Here is an 18,193-nt window from a genome sequence, read left to right as displayed (position 1 = left end):
GGTACGTATTGCCAAGGAGGCACCATGACCAGCCAGCACAGACTACTGCCCTCCTTGCTGGACCGGTTGTTGGACGATCGTCCCCATCAGGCCAGCGAGGCATCGTCGCAGCAGCTGTGTTCGCTGGCCGATTACAAGGCTAGCATCGTTCGGGACCTGGAAATTCTGGTCAATACGCGCCGCTCGCTGGTGGCTGAAGAACTGGGCCCCTTTCCGGGGCTTAACGGCACCCTGCTCGATTACGGCATGCCGGATTTCACCAGCAAGAGCGTGTTGGCACCCGAGGACCGGCTATTGATCCAGCGCCAGCTGGAAAAGGCGATTTCCGAAGGGGACCGGCGCTTTCGCAGCGTGAAAGTTCAGGTACTGCCACAACAAACCGGCCAACGCATGCTCACCTTCCGCATCGACGCCGTGTTGCACCTGCGGGATATCGCCCGGCAGGTGTCCTTCGATGCCGTGCTGCAAGTGAATACCCAGGAATACACCGTACAGAACCTCAACTGATGCTTGACGACCTGCTGCCCTACTACGAAAAGGAACTGTCGCACCTGCGCTTTCTCGGCCAGGAGTTCGCGAGCCAGTACCCGAAAATCGCCTCGCGGTTGCTGATCGAGGGTGACCACTGCGAAGACCCGCACACCGAGCGGTTGATCGAAGCGTTTTCGTTTCTGGCCGCCCGCGTGCATAAAAAGCTGGACGATGAATTCCCGGAAATCGTCGAAGCGTTTCTGGAAACGATGTACCCCCACTACCTGCGCCCTACCCCCTCCATGTCCATCGTGGAGCTGAGCCTGGGCAGCCAGGAAAAGGTCACAGAAGCCTACCGCGTCCCCCGGCATTCCGAACTGCATGCCAACGCCCTGGACGGGGTGGTGTGCAAGTTCCGCACCTGCTACCCGGTGGAGCTATGGCCTGTGGCCGTGGAACAGGCCACGTTCGTGGAAATGGAGCGCTCGGCGTTCAATGGGCACAGCGCGGACCTGGTGGCGCACCTCCGGCTGACCCTAAGCGCTGGCACCAATGCACTGTTTGGCCAGATGGACCTGGACAGCCTGCGGTTTTTCCTGGACGGGGAAAGCACCTTGATGCTGCAGCTGTACGAGCTGCTGTTCAACAACGTGGCCAAGGTGACACTCAGTTTCGAAGACGAAGGCCGTACGCGGGAAGTGCAGTTGCCCGCCCACGCCCTGAGCGCTGTGGGCTATGGCCTGGAAGAAGGCCTGGTGGACTACGCCGAGCGTTCGTTCCTGGGGTATCGCCTGCTGCACGAGTACTTCACCTTCCCGGACAAATTCATGTTCTTTGACCTGGCCGGCCTCAAACGCCCGCTGGCCGGCAAAGCGCTGGAGACCGTAGTGGTGAATGTGTACTTCTCCGACTACGACCTCAACGACCGCCTGGCACGGCTTACCCAAACCCTGGGCCGGGGCAACTTCAAGCTCAACTGCACGCCCGTCATCAACCTGTTTCGCCAGCAGGCCGAGCCCATCAAGCTCAGCCATGCCAAGCATGAGTACGCGGTCATTCCCGACGTGCGCCTGCAAAGCGCGGCCGAAGTGGTGTCCATCGACCAGGTGCGGCGGGTGCGAAAAATTCGCGGGGTGGACCAGGTTGCCACGTGCCCTCCGTTCTTCGAACCCCGTGCCGAACATGGCCAGGGCCAAAGCTTCTGGATCGGCCGCCGGCGGCCGGTGCAGGCCCAGCACATCAATGGGTCGAACATGTTCATTCGAGTGGTGGACCGGGACCTGGAGCTGATCGAAGGCGGCGACGACACCCTGAGCATCGGGCTCACCTGCAGTAACCGGGACCTGCCGCTGATGCTGCCCATGGGTGGGGAGCACGGTGATTTCATACTGCCGGGCAACTCCGTGGTCACCCACATCCGCTGCCTGCGCAAACCGACGGCGTCGGTGCGGGTACCGTTGGGCAACGGGGTGATCTGGCGGCTGATTTCACACCTGTCCCTGAACCATATGTCCTTGGTGAGTCAAGGCCGTGAGGTGCTGCTGGAGCTGCTGTCGCTCTACAACTATCGCCACACCTCGGCCATTCGCAAACAGATCAACGGCATTACGTCGGTTGGCAGCGAGCCGGTGGTGGCGCGTATTGGCCACCCTCGGCCCAATTTCGTACGCGGCACCGGCATCACGCTCACCTTCGACGAAACCCAGTACATCGGCAGCGGCGTGTTCCTGTTCGGCAAGGTGCTGGACCATTTCTTCGGCCAGTACTGCAGCCTGAACAGCTTTACCCAGTTAACCCTTCGCACCTTGCAACGTGAAAAGAGAGTGGTCCAATGGCCCCCGCGAACCGGCGATCAACCCCTGGTCTGATCGACCAGGCCCGGGCTGAGCCGTACCGATTCGAATTTTTCCAATTGGTGCGCCTGCTCCGGCTGCATTACAGCAGAACAGGCCGCATGGACCTGCACACGCGGCCGCATGAAGACCCGCTGCGCTTTCGCTCGCTGCTGTCGCTCAATTTCCCGGCCAGTGAAGTGAGCGACCTGCGGTTCGAGCACGAAGGCCGGGTGTCAGCGGCAGGGCTGCCCCTGTCGGACGTGCAGGTGACGTTCATGGGCCTGGTGGGGCCCTCTGGCGTACTGCCGCGCCCCTACACAGAGTTGCTGCTGGAACGGCACATCCAGTACCGCGACGATGCGGCCCATGCGTTTCTCGATGTGTTTTCCCATCGCATGACCACGTTGTTCTACGAGGCCTGGCAGAAGTACAAGTTTCACATCGAGTACGAGCGCAATGGCAGCTCGCGCTTCGACCGCTACCTGCTCAACCTGGTGGGCTTCGGGCCACAGGCCCAGCAGCGGCAGTTCACCCAGAACGGCTCTTCCCTGCGCCCGTCCCTGTTCACCTATTTCGCTGGGCTGTTCGCGCAAAAGCCGCGTAACGCGCTCAACCTGGAACGAATGCTGAGTTTCTATTTCTCGCTGCCGTTCAAGGTAAAACCTTTCGCAGGGCGCTGGCTGAAGCTGGACGTGAGCCAGCGCACACAACTGGGCCGCCGGAACGCTGCCCTTGGGCAAAGCACAGTCGTGGGCCAACGCGTGTGGGATTACCAATCCTGCGTGCGTATCGAACTGGGGCCGTTGGCGCTGGCGGACTACCGCCGCTTCCAGCCCAACACACCGGGCTACCGCCAGCTGGTGGAACTGGTGCGTTTTTACGCGGGCCCGGAACTGGACGTGCAGCTGTCCCCCACCCTTAGGCGCGAGGCCGTACCCCTGGCCCAGCTCGGCCGCGAGGGGGGTGTGGCCTTGGGCTGGCTGGGCTGGCTCAAGCGCCCAGGCCGCGATGTCGCGCCCTCCCGTTGCGCCCTTTTCTCTATTCCTTTCGATGGGGTTTCCCTGTGAACCTGAAGTCGCTGTTCGCCAAGCTGAACGACACCAGCCGCACCGCCACAGAAGCCGCTGCGGCCTTGTGCCTGTCCGAGCGCCATTACGATGTGGAAGTGGAGCACCTGCTGTTGCAGTTGCTTGATGGCGAGGGCAACGACCTGCCGGCGATTCTGCACCACTACGACGTGGTGCCGGAGCGGCTCCAGGCTCAGTTGGTGACCGCGCTGGGCACCTTCAAGACCGGCAACACCCGCACCCCCGCCCTGTCGCCCCATATCACCCGCATGATCGAGCAGGCCTGGCTGCTGGCCTCCATCGAGTTCGGCCAAAGCCAGGTACGCACGGGTCACCTGATCCAGGCCCTGCTGGACGATGACGCCCTGCGCCGCGTGGTGGTGGCCTCTGCCCCGGAGCTGGACAAGATCAATGCCGATGACCTGCGGGTCAACCTGGCGAGCTTGCTAGAAGCCAGCCCTGAAGCCCGCTTAGCCAGGCCCGAGGCCCAGGCCGCCGGTGGAGCACCCATGGCCAAGGGCAACGGTAAAACCCCGGCCCTGGACCAGTACACCGTCAACCTGACCCAAAGCGCCCGCGAAGGCCGGATAGATCCCGTGCTGGGCCGCGAGTTCGAGGTGCGGCAAATGGTGGATATCCTCACCCGCCGCCGCCAGAACAACCCCATTCTCACGGGTGAGGCCGGCGTAGGGAAAACCGCGGTGGTTGAAGGGCTGGCGCTGCGTATCGTTCAGGGTGAAGTGCCGTCCGTGCTACGGGACGTCGCCATCCACACCCTGGACCTGGGCCTGCTGCAAGCGGGCGCGGGCGTGAAAGGCGAATTCGAAAACCGCCTCAAGTCGGTGATCGAGGAAACCAAGCGTAGCCTGCACCCCATCATCCTGTTTATCGATGAAGCCCATACCCTGATTGGCTCCGGGGGCCAGGCCGGGCAGAACGACGCAGCCAACCTGCTAAAGCCTGCCCTGGCCCGTGGCGAATTGCGCACCATCGCGGCCACCACCTGGGCTGAGTACAAGAAATACTTCGAGAAAGACGCCGCCCTGGCCCGCCGCTTCCAGGTGGTGAAGGTGGAAGAGCCAGATGAAGAAAAAGCCATCTACATGCTACGTGGCTTGCTGGCCAAGATGCAGGCGCACCACAAGGTGAGCGTGCTGGATGAAGCGCTGGTTCAGGCCGTGCGCCTGTCCAACCGCTACATCACCGGCCGCCAGCTGCCGGACAAGGCCGTGAGCGTGCTGGACACCGCCTGTGCCCGCGTGGCCTTGGCGCAGTCCGCCCAGCCCGGCCGGCTGGAAGACAGCCTGCGCCTGATCGAGAACCTGCACGCGGAAATCGCCGTGCTGGAGCAGGAAACCGCCCAAGGCGCCGACCATGCTCGCCGGCTGGCGACGCTCCAGGAACAGGCACAGGCCGCCCAGCTCACCAAGGCGGCCCTGGAACAGCAATGGCAACAGGAGCTGGAGCAGGTGCAAGCGCTCAAGGCGCTGAGCGAGCACGCCGCGCCCGATGCGAACGCCATCGCCGCCGCCCGTGCAGACTTGGCCGCCGTACAAGGCGAGCAGCCGTTGGTTCATGCCCAAGTGGACGCCGGCACCATCGGCGAAGTGATCTCCGGTTGGACGGGCATTCCACTGGGCAAGATGCTGCGCAATGAAATCGACACCGTGCAACGCCTGCCTAGCCTGCTAGGGGAGCGCGTGCTGGGGCAGGACCATGCCCTGCTGGAGATCGGCAAGCGCATCAAGGTGTCCAGGGCACAGATGGAAGACCCGAACAAACCCATCGGCGTGTTCCTGTTGCTGGGCCCCAGCGGGGTGGGCAAGACCGAAACCGCCCTGGCCCTGGCCGACACCCTGTACGGCGGCGAGCGTAACCTGATCACCATCAACATGTCCGAGTACCAGGAGGCCCATACGGTCTCCAGCCTCAAGGGCTCCCCCCCAGGTTACGTGGGCTATGGCGAAGGTGGCGTGCTGACCGAAGCGGTCCGCCGCAAGCCTTACAGCGTGGTACTGCTGGACGAAGTGGAGAAGGCCCACCCGGACGTGCTGGAGCTGTTCTTCCAGGTGTTCGACAAAGGCGTGCTGGACGACGGCGAAGGCCGGGAGATCAACTTCCGCAACACCGTGATCATTCTCACCTCCAACACCGGCACTGACCGCATCATGCAGTGGTGCCTCAACGCCACCGAGCAACCGACGCCCGAGGCTATCGTCGAGGGCCTGCGCGATGAACTCAACCAGGTGTTCAAGCCGGCGTTCCTGGGCCGCTTGACCATCGTGCCGTACTACCCGGTGCAGGACAGCGTACTGGAGCGCATCGTCGCCCTGAAGCTGGCGCGCATCGCCCAGCGTTTCGAGCGCAACCACCACGCCGTTCTGGGCTACGACGCTGCACTGGTAGCGGCCATCGCGGCGCGCTGCACCGAGGTGGACAGCGGCGCCCGGAACATCGACAACATTCTGTCCAAAACCCTGATGCCCGAACTGGCACAGCGGGTGCTGGCGTGCATGGCCGAAGACACACCCATCCAACGCCTGGACATCGAACTGGGCAGCGACGGCGACTTCGCCTATCACCTCAGTTGATCGGGCATTTCCCTGGCAAGCGTTCATAGGTAGCAGTCATGAATAGGCAATACATGGGGCGGTTTCAACCACAGGCGTGCTGGGCACGAGGCCTGGCCGTGCTGGTAGTGGCCACGGCGTTGGCCGCCTGCGGTGTCACGGACCGGGCGAGCAAGCGCGTGGATGACACCTGGGCAGGCGACATGCTGTTCGGGGACAAGGAAAAACTGATCCTGACCGCCGATGGCGGCAACCAGTTGAACCTGGACGCAACCGGCAAGCCGCTGTCGGTGGTGATGCGGGTGTACCAGCTCTCCACCCTGGAGCGCTTCGCCTCCATCGATGCCGATACCCTGTGGGATAACCCCCAGCAAGCCTTGGGCAACACCTTGGTGGAGAGCCAGGAAATCACCCTGCTGCCGGGCCTGGGCCAGGTGGACCAGTGGCCGCTGCAACCGGCTGCCCAGTATGTGGGGGTGGCCGCCTTCTTCCGCAACGATGAGAACAGCCGCTGGAAGGTAGCGTTCGACGCCCGGTCCCTGCGCAAGGACGGTATCTGGTTCTCCTCCGAGGGCCTGCGGGTACTGGTCGACAACAACCAGGTACTGGCCGCCCGTGGCGTTGATGTGCTGAACAAGCCCCCCACCGAGGCGCAACTGTCCGCCAGCAACGCCCTTCCCGCACACGCCGATTCACCCATGGGCAGCCATCATGAGTAAACACAGCCGCGTGATGTGGTCCGAGGGGATGTTTCTCCTGCCACAGCACTTCCAGTACCAGGACGAATTCCACCAACACCAGCTCGCCGAGGCGACCCTGCGCGGTACGCCGTTCCATTGGGGCGTGCAGGCGTTGAGCATCGATGAGGAAGCGCTGGCCAGTGGCTCGCTGCAACTGAAGCGCCTGAAGCTGGTGTTCCCCGACGGCACCCTGTTCGATGCGCCCCAGCACGACCCCCTCCCCGCTGCGAGGGATTTGAAAGCACTGGTCAAGGGCACCGACTTGAAGGTGTATGCCGCGCTGAAGCTGCCTGAACCCTTTGGCCAGAACTATGTGGAAGACGGCCAGGCGCAGCAGAGCGCACGGCGGTTTCGCAAGCAGTTCGATACCTTGCCCGACCTCAACGAAGGCGACCTGGAAAACGAGATCACCAGCCTGCGGCTGAACGTGGTGATGCTGGTGGACGGCGACAGCCTGGACGGTTACAGCTATTGCCCCATCGCGCGGCTGTCTCGCAACAGCCTGGGCGGCTTCATGCTGGACACCCACTTCGTACACCCCACGTTGCACCTGGGTGCCCACGACACCCTGGCCAGCCTGAGCCAGCGCCTGCTGGGCGCGCTCCAGACCAAGAGCAACGTGTTGTCCGGCCGTCGCCGTGAACGGGCCGACCAGATCGCTGAATTCGGCTCCAGCGACGTGACCCTCTTCTGGCTGCTCAACACCGTGAACCGGGCCTACCCACAGCTGGCCCACCTGCTGTCGCACCCGCGCCTGCACCCCGAACGCCTGTACCTGTTCCTGGCAGAGCTAGCGGGCGGCCTGCTCACCTTCTCCTTGGACACCGACCTCAAGGACATTCCCGAGTACGACCACCACGACCCGGCGGCCTCGCTGGTCAAGCTCGACGCCATGATTCGAGTACTGCTGGACAACGTGATTCCCAACCAGTGCATCACGGTCCACCTCAACCAGGTCAAGCCGTCGTACTGGCAAGGGCAGCTCCAGGACCCGCGCCTGGCCCAGGCCGATTTCTACCTGTGCGTGCATGCCGACATGCCCGGCTCCACCCTGCTGGAGCTGGTGCCGCGCGCCATCAAAGTGGGCTCGCCCGAAGACATCGAAGTGGTGGTCAACAGCGCCATGCCAGGGGCCACCTTGATTCACGCGTCCCGGCTGCCCAACGCCATTCCCGTGCGGCTGGACAACCACTATTTCGCGATCGAGCCCCATGGGCGCGTGTACGAACGCATGATGGCCGCGCAGGCCCTCTCCTTCTATACCCCTAGCGCATTCACCAACCTGCAGCTTGAACTGATGGCGGTACTCAAATGACTGAAGCCGTGCTTCCGGGCGCCATGGCCGCGGCCCCTGCAACACCCACCTTGAAAGCACTGGTTCAGGACTTCATCAGCATGGTGCTGATTGTGCGCCGTGGCCGCGAGGTCTCGTCCGTTCATGCCTTTGAAGCCAGCGTGGACAGCTTTTTCACCACCCTGGAGCATGAGGCACGCCGGGCCGGCTACAGCGTGGAACAGGTCAAAGACACCCAGTACGCCCTGTGTGCCTTCCTGGACGAAAGCGTGCTGCGGTCCGGCGACTCCAACCTGCGCGCCCACTTCGAGCTGTCACCGTTGCAGTTTCGTTACTTTGGCGTACACCTGGCCGGGCAAGGCTTTTTCGACAAGGTCGACGCCCTGCGCGGTGATGTGAAAGGCAACCTCGATGTGCTGGAGGTGTATCACCTGTGCCTGGCCCTGGGCTTCGAGGGCAAGTTCGGGCTGGCGGAAAAAGACCAACTGCGCTACCTGGCCAACACCTTGGGCCAGGACATCGCACGCTACCGCACCGCACCCAAGGCCCTGTCACCGGACTGGGCCTTGCCCGACCAAGTGTCGCAGATGTTGCGGTACGACATACCGGTGTGGGTCTACCTGGCCCTGATTGCCCTGGTGTGCGTGGGGGTGTACCTCACCCTGGACTGGTTGCTGGGCCGCGACGTGGCGGCGCTTTCCGAACACATCAGCCAGCTGTTCAGCGCCTGAGTGGCCAGGTAACCGAGTCCAGGACGACATGAAAAGACTTCTCCGCGCATTGAAAAGCTTCTGGTTTCTAATCCCGGTGCTGTGGCTGGCCAGCCTGCTGGTCTGCGGCTTGCTGGCACCCCGCTTGCCGTGGTGGCGCCACCACGTGCTGGAAGCCATGGCCATTGTGACCGCGTTCTTCGTGCTGTTGATCGTACTGCGCCAATACCGGCGTATTCGCATCGAGCACAACCTTGAGCACCTGGTTCAAATCGAGGTAGACCGCTCCCTGGCCCCCCACACCGAGCTGCGCGACCAGCAGGTGCTGCGCGACCGCCTCAAGCACGCCATTGCCCTGTTGCGGGCCGACCGCTCCGCAGGCGGGGGTGGCGCCTCGGCCCTGCATGACCTGCCCTGGTACCTGGTGATCGGGCTGTCTGCCGCGGGCAAAACCTCATTGCTCACCCGCTCCGGCCTGTCGGCCAGTATCGCCAGCCGCTACAACGAACACGACAGCGGCACCCAGCATTGCGACTGGTACTTCAGCCCGGAGGCCGTGCTGATCGACACCGCTGGCCGCTATGTGCAGGACGACCCGTCTGCCAACGAATTTGCCGCTTTCCTTCAGCTGTTGGCCAAGCAGCGCAAGAAAGCGGCCGTGAATGGGTTGGTGCTGGTCGCCAGCCTGCCGGAACTGCTGGCGGCCACCCTGTCGGAACGGGCAGAGATGGCGGCGCAGCTGGTGGCGCGCATCGAGCAGTACACCCGTGCCCTGAATGCCCAGCCCCCGATCTACCTGATGCTAAGCAAGACCGACCAGCTGCCGGGCTTCCAGGAAACCTTCGACAGCCTGGACCTGCACGGGCGCCAACAACCGCTGGGCATGACCTTCGCCCTCTCGGAGTTCCAGAGCCACGGCCTGCGAGCCGTGCTGGACCGCAAATTCGCCAACCTGCACGCCGGTATCCAGCACCATGTGGACGCCCACATGGCAGCCCTGGGCGCAGGCGCCAGCAGCGCCCTGTTGAACTTCCCCAACTATTTTGCCGAGCTGGCAGGTGTGCTGGAACAGTTCCTGGGGCATTTCGTGCAGCCGGGCCATGGGCACAACCCGCTGTTGCTGCGGGGCCTGTATTTCACCAGCGCACTGCAGACCGACCAGCAACTGAGCCGGGTGTATGAAGACGACCTGGCAGAGTCCTTCGCCTTGAAGCCTGCGGCTGTCCCACCGCAAGCCCAGGATGAGACGGTTGCCCGCAAGGTAGGGGACCGCAGCTACTTCATTACCGATACCTTCCGGCAGGTGATTTTCGCCGACCGTGACTTGGCCCTGCATCAAGCCCGCACCGCACAGAGCCGCGTACTGGCACCGGCCCTCATCGGCGCCGGCGCGCTGGCAGGGCTGGCCGTGCTGGGCTGGCAGGCGCTCGCCTTCCAGAACAACCGGGACTGGATCGCCTCGGTACAGCACCGGGTGCACGGCCTGGTGGATGCCCCGGACCGCACCGAGCGCCTGGCCTCGGGCGAAGGCCTGGAACTGCTGCGCACCGAGCTGTTGGCCATCGAGAAGTACCGCGCCAAGGGTGTGCCCTTCCGCCTCGGTGCCGGGCTGTACCGTGGGGATGACCTCTATGCCTTGGTGCAGCCGGCTTACCTCCAGCAATTGCAGACCCAGGCCTTGGCGCCTGTGGCCCTCAAACTGCAGCTGCGCCTGCGTGCGTTCAACGAATTCGCTGACGCCGTGAACCCCCAGGAGGCGTTCGCGCCCGCCAACACCAAGCCGGCGGGCAAGCCCTCGGCACGTCAGGCGTACGTGGACGGCGCCGTCAAAGCGTTAAAGCCCTCCGGCACCCCCAGCCTAGGCACCTTGCCTCGCAGCCTCGGCAGCGCGACCAGCAGTGCCAAAGGCATGGCCAGGCAAGGCGTGGCCCAGGCCCGTCAGGCAGCCCTTGATGGTGTACGCAACCCCGCCACGGCAGGCGACGCCGCAGAGCTGTCCGCGACTACCGGCGGGCTGTCGCTGTCCGAGGAGATGCTGGGGCGCCTGGATGAGCAACAGGTGGCGTCCATCATCGAAGCGTACAACACACTCAAGTTGTACCTGATGCTGACCCAACCTAGCGGCCACCCAGACCCTGAATTCATCAGCGCTGCCCTCCCCTTGGCCTGGGCCGAAACCGTGGGCGAACAAACCCCTGCCACAGAAGGCACCTTGCGAGGCAACACGGCCCTGTATGTTCAGTTGGTCAGTAACGGCCAGGCCCCCACGCTGCCCCGTAACGAACCTTTGATCGAGGCTACACGCAAAAGCCTGAAAGGCTTCATGATCTCCAGCTCACTGGTAGACCGTGAATACCTGCGCCTGCAACTGGAAGCCAGCCGGCAATTCCCGCCCATCGGCCTCAATGACCTGGTGCCCTCGCCGGGCCGGGACCTGCTTTACGGCGGGGAAGCCGTGCCGGCCCTGTACACGCGCCAGGGTTGGGACGCGTTCGTCAAACCTGAACTGATCAAGCTGGTGTCCACCAACCTGCGCAACGAGTCGGATTGGGTACTCGATGGCGAAGGGGGCGACAGCCTGGTACAGAAGGCCAATTTCGTTCGCGAGTTCATGGGGCGCTACAAGCGCGACTACGCACAGGCCTGGTACACGCTGCTCAAGGCCGTGGGCGTACGCCACTTCACCGATTTGGGCAATGCTACCCAGCAACTGTCCTTGCTCAGCGACGTGGTGAACTCCCCGGTAAAGGCGCTGCTGTCGGCCGTGAACGAAAACACCCAATGGGATGTACCGGCCCCACGCCAGCCAGCGCCTGCCGGCAAGCTTCCCGACGACTCCTTCTGGGCCCAGGTGACTGGCCTGTTCGACAACGCCCCCAAGGCCGCCAACGCCTTGGCCTCGCCCCTGCCTCAGGTGGACGACGGCACGCTCGCCAAACGCTTCGAACCCGTATCGCGGCTGTTCGCGTCCCAGAACGCCGAGGGCGCTGACAGCACTGTGATGGACCGCTACCTGGCGGCGCTGCGCAAGTTGAAAGTGCGCATGAACAATATCCAGCGCTCCCAGGATGTAGGTAAAAGCAGCAAACAGCTGATCAGCGAAACCCTCGAAGGGCAACCCAGCGAAGTCACCAACGCCCGCAACTATGTGGAAACCACGGTGGATACCAGCCAGGGTGGGCTGTCGGCCTCCCTGCAAGGGTTGTTCAGCCTGCCCATACAATTCGCGTGGGAAACCCTGCGCGACCCCGCAGGCCAGCAGATCGCCAAGGCGTGGGCCCAGCAGATCGCCAAGCCCTGGGAACAGGTGATGGCGCACCGGTACCCTATCGCACCGGGTAGCCGCAACGAGGCCTCGGTCAAGGACCTGCAACGCTTCGTGGACCCGGAGTCGGGCCTGCTTCCCGCGTTCAAGCGCAATGAAATCGGCAACCTGTCGGGCGGTGAAGGCCTGGGCATGGGCAGCAGTGCCCGGCAGGCGCCGTTGGTCAACCCGTCCATGGTCAACAGCATCGACAAGGCCAGCTCGGTGGGCCAAGTGATTGCCAGCCTGTCCGACAAGGACAACGGCTTCGAGATCATGCTGGAGCCCTCCGGCAGTTTCACGGACCTTATTTTCACCCTGGACGGCCAGGCCCAGCACTACCGCAACGGCAAGACCAGCTGGAGCCGCTTCTCCTGGCCAGGCACCACCACCGCGCCCGGCGCGCGCCTGGACGTGATCACCTTGGCAGGCGAGCGCGTGACGGTATTCGACTACCCCGGCCGGTGGGGCCTGTTGCGCATGAACGACAGCGCCCGCGTAGAAGACCTGGACGGCATTCAGCAGCGCTTCAGCTGGAATACCGCCAATGGGCCGGTGAGCCTGACCGTTCGCAACTATGGGGGTGTGAAGCTCACCGACCTGGCCAACGTGAAGGCGCTGAGCGCACTCAATGCGCCAGGTGCATCTGCAGCGGCCCAGGGGCGTGACAAGTGAAGCGCCTGTGCCTGCACCGTGGGAGCAGCCTATGATTGGCTGCTTTGGAAAGATACCGGCCAGTTCGGACTTTGTGAGCTTTCATGGCTCAACGGCCGAAGCCTGTGAATTTGACAGTTGGTTGCAAACCGCCCTGGCGGCCTTGCAGCACCACGAACACTGGAAAACCGTGTTCGACCAGCTGCCGGTATGCTTTTTCGCCTACCGGGCACGGTCAGGCACCACGCTGCTCGGCGGCCTGATCAGCTCCAGGGATGCCAGCGCCCGGCGCTATCCGTTCTTTATCTTCCAGGCCGTGAAGCCCAAGGACGCCGCAGCGTTCATCAACCCCTTCACCTTGGGCGAGCTGTTCAGTGCGCGCATCAAACCCCTGCTGCACCTGGCCCTGCAGGGTGAGCCACAGGCTGTGCTGTTCAAGCAGATAGAAGCGCTGCGCCCCTTGCAAAGCCAAGACTTTGCCCTGTTTGCTCAGGTACACGAAAAATTCCTGTGGAACTTCACCCTCACGGACATCAGCACCGCCTTGAACAGCACAGCCCCCGAGCGCGCTACCGAGGGGATGCTGGCACGCCTACAGGCTGCCCTGCGTGTGGGCTCCCAGGCCGAACCCCAGGTGGCCTGCCTGCCCCTGCCTGCCGAACGAGGCCTGAAAAACCCGACCGCCGACCTGTGGGTGGACTGGCTGTCACGGCTCGATGCTCACCAGCAGGCGCCAGCAGTGAGCGTGTTGGCAGACGACTTCATGCACCCACGGCTTTACTGCTTTGGCTCCCGGGCAGCCACGGGGCTGTACCAGGCCCTGGCCCAGGCGGATAAAACCGAACAGCGTGCGCCCTTTACGGTGCCCGCTACGGCGCCTACAGCGGCCGGGCGCCAGTTGGCCGAGGCCATCGACCCGGACCGCCCTCTATTTAATGTTATGCACCAATTTGCTGGCGCGCTGGATGTGAAGCCCGTATGAACACGATCAAGTATTACTGCCTGCGCTACCAACCCTACCTGCTGGGGCTCTGTTTCTTCCTCTGCATGTTCCTGGTGTGGGGCGCTGGCGCCGCGCTGGGCTTCAGCTCATTGAACAGCCTGCTGGCGGGCATCGGTGTGTTTATCGTGCTCTCGGCCGGTTATGTGCTGCTGCTCTACCGGGGGGTTTCCCGCCACCCCAACCTGGAACACCTGCTGCGCGAGGACGCAGACCAGGCCGTGCTCAATGCCAGCCCTGCAGACCGCGAAGAAGTGAGCCTGCTGCGCGAGCGTTTACTGCAGAGCATCGAACGCCTGCACGCCAACAAGCCCCGTACAGGTAACAAGCAGGATGCCCTCTACGCATTGCCCTGGTACCTGGTGGTGGGCCAGCCAGCTGCCGGCAAGAGTACGATGCTGTACCAGTCTGGCCTGAACTTCCCCTATGCCGAGCGAGAAGGCGTGCGGGTCGCCGGGCTGGGCGGCACCCGCAACTGCGACTGGTTCTTCAGTTCCGAGGCTGTGCTGCTGGACACGGCCGGGCGCTACATGGACAGCCCTGAAGAGGCCGGAAAATGGCGCGCATTTCTGCAGTTGCTGCGCCAGCATCGCCAGCGCCGCCCTTTGAATGGCTTGATCGTCACCGTAAGCATCCATGACCTGATGCAGGGGTCGTGGGAGGAACAGGAGCGCCTCGCCAAGCGCTTGCGCGAGCGTATCCAGGAAACCCATGCCTTGCTGGACGTTCGCCTGCCGGTGTACCTGGTATTTACCAAGTGCGATCTGGTCCCCGGCTTCAGCGGGTTCTACCGCCACCTGGATGACGCGGGCCGTGGTGAGGTGATGGGCAAGACCTTTGCCCATGCTGACTACGCACGGGCGGACTGGGGGCAGCGGTTCGACAGCGCCATGGATGAGCTGGTGCGGTACTGGCAGGCGGTGGCCGAACAGAAACTGGTCAACCAGGACATTCAGATTACCCGCCAGGACGCGACCGTTTACCGTTTCCCTCTGGAGCTGGCGGCCCTCAAGCCCAGGTTGAGCCAGTTCGTGCAGGCGCTGCTGCAACCCAACCCCTACCAAAGCGCCGAGCTGCTGCGTGGGTTCTACTTCACCAGTGCGCTGGATGCCGACGCCCCCGACACCGGCGAATACACCCGCCAGGTTCGGCAGCGTTTTGGCCTGCACACCGAGCAGGCCGCCGTGAACCCCAACCCCTTGGCGCAACCGCTGTTCATCAACAGCCTGTTTCGCAAGGTCATCATTCCCGACCAGCACTTGGTGGCGTTGTACACCAGTAACCGCCGCGAACACCGGCGCAAGGCGCTGTGGGTGGGGTCGGCCACGGCCATTGCCCTGGTGGTGTGCAGCCTGTGGGGCTGGTCGTATTGGAACAACAAGGCCGAGCTGGACAACCTGGCACGTGAGCTGGCTGCGGCACAGGCGCTGGATGCTGCCCAACCTGACCACTACACCCCTTGGCACACCCTGGACCGCCTGCGCCTACAAGCCAGCGACTATTACCAGCGCCATCACCAGCAGGGGGTACCGCTGCGCCTGCGCCTGGGCCTGTACCAGGGCTACAACGTAGAACCTGCCGTACGCGAGCGCTACTTCAGCCGGCTGGAGACGGTGATGCTCAAGCCCACGGCGGACAACCTCACACGCTCGTTGTATTTGCTGACCACCATCAAGGTGTACCAGCGCAACGCCAAAACCCTCACACCGGTAACGGGCGTGGACAGCGTAGAACCCCGTGCGCTACCGGCAGACAACCGCGCGCAGTCCATTGCCGACTTCGGCAAGGCCGCGCTCACCACGTACCTGATGCTGTCGCGGGCACAGCGGGAAACCGCCGACCCTGCCGTGCTCAAGGCCCGGCTACCGGATTACTGGTACCCCGCTATCGCCCAGACAACCGGCCATGCCATCAACACGGGTGACGCCACGCCAGCCGAGGGTAGCGACTATGAGCTGGCCAGCCGCCAGATCACGTTCTACAGCGACCAGATTCATGAGCCGGACGTGCCCCATATTCTGGAGAACGCGTTCCTGGCCTCCAGCTCGCGCAACTACATCGACAGCCTGCTCTCCCAGTCGCTGCGGTCCATCGAAACCATCACGCTGGAGTCTGACACCCTGTTCGCCTTTGGCCGCGCCGATTTCCAGAGCCTTAAAACCGAGGGCCAGGGCCAGCTTAGCGCCATCGCGGGCAAGCTACTCAGCACCCCGAACATCGGCCGCATCATCATTGGCGGCCATGCAGACCAGTTGGGGGACCGCCAGGGCAACCTTCAGGTGTCCCAGCAGCGTGCGCAAACCATCAAGACCTACCTGATCGGCAAGGGCGTGCCCGCTGCCTTGATCGAAGCGGTAGGTGAAGGCAGCGAGAAACCTTTGGTCAAGTGCGACATGCAGCTCCCCAAGGCCCAGTTGATTCAGTGCCTGGAGCCCAATCGCAGGGTGGAAATCGAGGTGCGTGCGCTCAACTGACATTCAGGTTCAAAACACTGAAGCCTTGGCGCCTGAACAGGCGCCAGGGCCTCTAGGCCCGCTGGAGGCTCAGCGAGGTCAATCAACGGGCCGCGACTGTGCCCGCCATGCAAGAAAGGAGAAGTGACAAATGGCATTTGATGCATATATCCAGATCGAAGGCATCCCAGGTGAAGCGCTGGACGAAAAACACAAGGACTGGATTGAAATACTGGGTTTTGAATTCCAGGCCACCCAGGCCACGTCTGCTACGGCCAGCTCTGCAGGTGGCGCGTCTTCCGAGCGCGTAGCGCTGAGCGACTTCAGCATTCGCAAAAGGGTCGACAAGGCCTCTGCCAAACTGTTCGAGGCCTGCTGCAAAGGTACGCACATTCAGAAGATCCAGCTGAACGTCAACCGTGCTGGCGGTGACAAGGTGACGTACCTGACCTATAACCTGGAAGAAGTGGTGGTGTCCTTGGTGAAAGCACAGGCCGGCAGTTACCTGACCGGTGAAAACGAAGCCATAGGAGACTTGCCTACCGAGGAGATCCGCTTCAACTATGCGCGTATCAAGACCACCTACACCCAGCAGAGCCGTGCCGACGGCCAGGGTGGCGGTAATGTGACCGGCGGCTGGGACCGCACGGCGAACAAGCCCTTCGCGTAATCAGGTAACACGGGTGGGCCATTGCATTCGGCAATGGCCTGCTACCGACACCCTGCCAGCACCCTCGGCAGGGTGTTTTTCCCTCGCTTGCAGAGTGCCCTATGGCTGAATTTCTCGACGACCTTTCCCTTACCGACCTTGTTGCCCCCATCAACGGTGGGAGCGGCGAGGACCTGAGCTTTTCCCTGCTGTTCGACCAGATCAAAGAGGCGCGCCGAGCCGACGCTGATTACCTCACGCAGGGCGACTGGCAAACCGACCTGAAGCGTTCGGATTGGGACCTCACCATTACCCTCGCCGCCCAGGGCCTGGCCCATGACAGCAAAGACCTGATGCTGGTCGGCTGGCTGTGCGAAGGGCTTGCGCAGAAACACCATTTCACCGGCATTACCTTCGGCCTGACCGTGGCTGAACGCGTACTGGCCACATTCTGGGACGACCTTTACCCAGGGCTGGAAGAAGGCCTGGAAGAACGCGCCGCACGCTTGACCTGGCTAAGCACAACATTGGCCGCCGTAGTGGGCACGCTGCCCATTACCCAGGGTGACGCCTTCGGCCTGATGCACTACGACGAATCCCGCCAGATGGAAAACCTGGCGCTGCAGAATCCACAGGCCATGACGGCCGCCCTGAATGAAGGGAAGATCAACGCGGAGCGCTTCCAGCGGTCGGTGGTGCTTACCGACACGGACTACTTGCTCAGCAAGGCTGCGCAGGTCAACGACAGCCTCCAGGCCTGCCACCAGTTGCAAGCCACGGTGAACCGGTTGTTTACCGCTGAAGCCCCTGGCTTTGCCGGGTTGGCCGGGGTACTGGAGCGTGTGGCGCAGTTGATAGAGAAGCTGCTGAAAGACCGTGGCGTGGCGCTTGACGTACCGGCGGACGAGCCCCTTTCCGCTTCCTCGACTACGGATACAGCAACCACCGCTCAGAACGCTGACACTGTAATGACCGCCCGGGACACGGCCCCTGCCCCCCTGCGTACTACCCCGCTGACCCGCGATGAAGCCTTTACGATGCTGGCCGGCATTGCCCAGTTCTTCAAGCAGACCGAACCCCAAAGCCCGGTGCCCTACCTGATAGAGCGGGCTATCAAATGGGGCAACATGCCGCTGGAAGGCTGGCTGAGCGACGTGATCAAGGACAGTAATGTGGTGGACAGCATAAGGGACGTACTGGGCACCAAAACGCCCTAGGCTATGTACGAAAAGCCCTGACACTCGGTGATGCTGCGTTGAAAACAGCTGGGGCCGCCTAGGCTCGGAATGCTCATTTACAACCAGTAAACCCGAATGCGGGCCCAGTCCGCTTCCTCGCCTGCGCGGCCCGAGCTGTTTTCGCCTTGCCTGCGCGGCCCGGCCTGACCTTCGCATCAGAACATTTCGTACACAGCCTGAGTCTGGGGTGAAGGTGGGCGCTGGTTGA

The 18,193-nt window shown here is 63.1% G+C and carries 12 protein-coding genes; all 12 read left to right on the top strand.

All coding sequences use genetic code 11. The features are described from left to right. The first annotated feature begins 24 nt into the window (after window positions 1-24). Window positions 25-507 (top strand): type VI secretion system baseplate subunit TssE, encoded by a 483-nt coding sequence (gene tssE / locus HBH25_RS10165; RefSeq protein ID WP_168083793.1) that lies wholly within the window; start codon window positions 25-27, stop codon window positions 505-507. Next, on the top strand, window positions 507-2,339 hold the full coding sequence (gene tssF / locus HBH25_RS10160; protein ID WP_168083792.1) for a type VI secretion system baseplate subunit TssF: 1,833 nt from the start codon (window positions 507-509) through the stop codon (window positions 2,337-2,339). The genes tssE and tssF overlap by 1 nt, the downstream gene beginning before the upstream one ends. Continuing rightward, window positions 2,303-3,373, top strand: coding sequence for a type VI secretion system baseplate subunit TssG (gene tssG / locus HBH25_RS10155; protein ID WP_168083791.1), 1,071 nt, complete (start codon window positions 2,303-2,305; stop codon window positions 3,371-3,373). The genes tssF and tssG overlap by 37 nt, the downstream gene beginning before the upstream one ends. Continuing rightward, a complete protein-coding gene (gene tssH / locus HBH25_RS10150) occupies window positions 3,370-5,964 on the top strand; it encodes a type VI secretion system ATPase TssH (RefSeq protein WP_168083790.1) in 2,595 nt (864 codons plus the stop codon). The genes tssG and tssH overlap by 4 nt, the downstream gene beginning before the upstream one ends. Before the next feature lie 53 nt (window positions 5,965-6,017). Continuing rightward, entirely contained in the window at window positions 6,018-6,662 is a 645-nt protein-coding gene (tssJ, locus tag HBH25_RS10145) for a type VI secretion system lipoprotein TssJ (RefSeq protein ID WP_420708470.1), read from the top strand. Next, window positions 6,655-7,998 carry a type VI secretion system baseplate subunit TssK gene (tssK, locus tag HBH25_RS10140; protein ID WP_168083788.1) on the top strand — a complete coding sequence of 448 codons (1,344 nt, stop codon included), beginning with the start codon at window positions 6,655-6,657 and terminating at the stop codon, window positions 7,996-7,998. The genes tssJ and tssK overlap by 8 nt, the downstream gene beginning before the upstream one ends. Then, the gene (gene icmH, locus HBH25_RS10135; RefSeq protein ID WP_168083787.1) at window positions 7,995-8,708 is read left to right on the top strand and encodes a type IVB secretion system protein IcmH/DotU; all 714 of its coding nucleotides are present in this window, start codon (window positions 7,995-7,997) and stop codon (window positions 8,706-8,708) included. Before tssK ends, icmH begins: the two co-directional genes overlap by 4 nt. Before the next feature lie 28 nt (window positions 8,709-8,736). Beyond that, window positions 8,737-12,666 carry a type VI secretion protein IcmF/TssM N-terminal domain-containing protein gene (locus tag HBH25_RS10130; protein ID WP_168083786.1) on the top strand — a complete coding sequence of 1,310 codons (3,930 nt, stop codon included), beginning with the start codon at window positions 8,737-8,739 and terminating at the stop codon, window positions 12,664-12,666. Window positions 12,667-12,697: 31 nt separating this feature from the next. Beyond that, complete coding sequence (gene tagF, locus HBH25_RS10125; protein ID WP_168083785.1) at window positions 12,698-13,627, top strand: type VI secretion system-associated protein TagF; 930 nt, start codon at window positions 12,698-12,700, stop codon at window positions 13,625-13,627. Then, window positions 13,624-16,119, top strand: coding sequence for a type VI secretion system membrane subunit TssM (gene tssM, locus HBH25_RS10120; protein WP_168083784.1), 2,496 nt, complete (start codon window positions 13,624-13,626; stop codon window positions 16,117-16,119). Before tagF ends, tssM begins: the two co-directional genes overlap by 4 nt. Before the next feature lie 130 nt (window positions 16,120-16,249). Beyond that, the gene (locus HBH25_RS10115; protein ID WP_168083783.1) at window positions 16,250-16,768 is read left to right on the top strand and encodes an Hcp family type VI secretion system effector; all 519 of its coding nucleotides are present in this window, start codon (window positions 16,250-16,252) and stop codon (window positions 16,766-16,768) included. A gap of 101 nt (window positions 16,769-16,869) precedes the next feature. Further along, window positions 16,870-17,964 (top strand): type VI secretion system protein TssA, encoded by a 1,095-nt coding sequence (gene tssA / locus HBH25_RS10110; RefSeq protein WP_168083782.1) that lies wholly within the window; start codon window positions 16,870-16,872, stop codon window positions 17,962-17,964. Window positions 17,965-18,193: the final 229 nt, after the last annotated feature.

The organism is Pseudomonas quercus, from assembly GCF_012033695.1.
GTDB classification, from domain to species: domain Bacteria; phylum Pseudomonadota; class Gammaproteobacteria; order Pseudomonadales; family Pseudomonadaceae; genus Aquipseudomonas; species Aquipseudomonas quercus.
The sequence above is the reverse complement of the archived record's forward strand: the minus strand, read 5'-3'. Positions and strand labels throughout refer to the sequence as shown.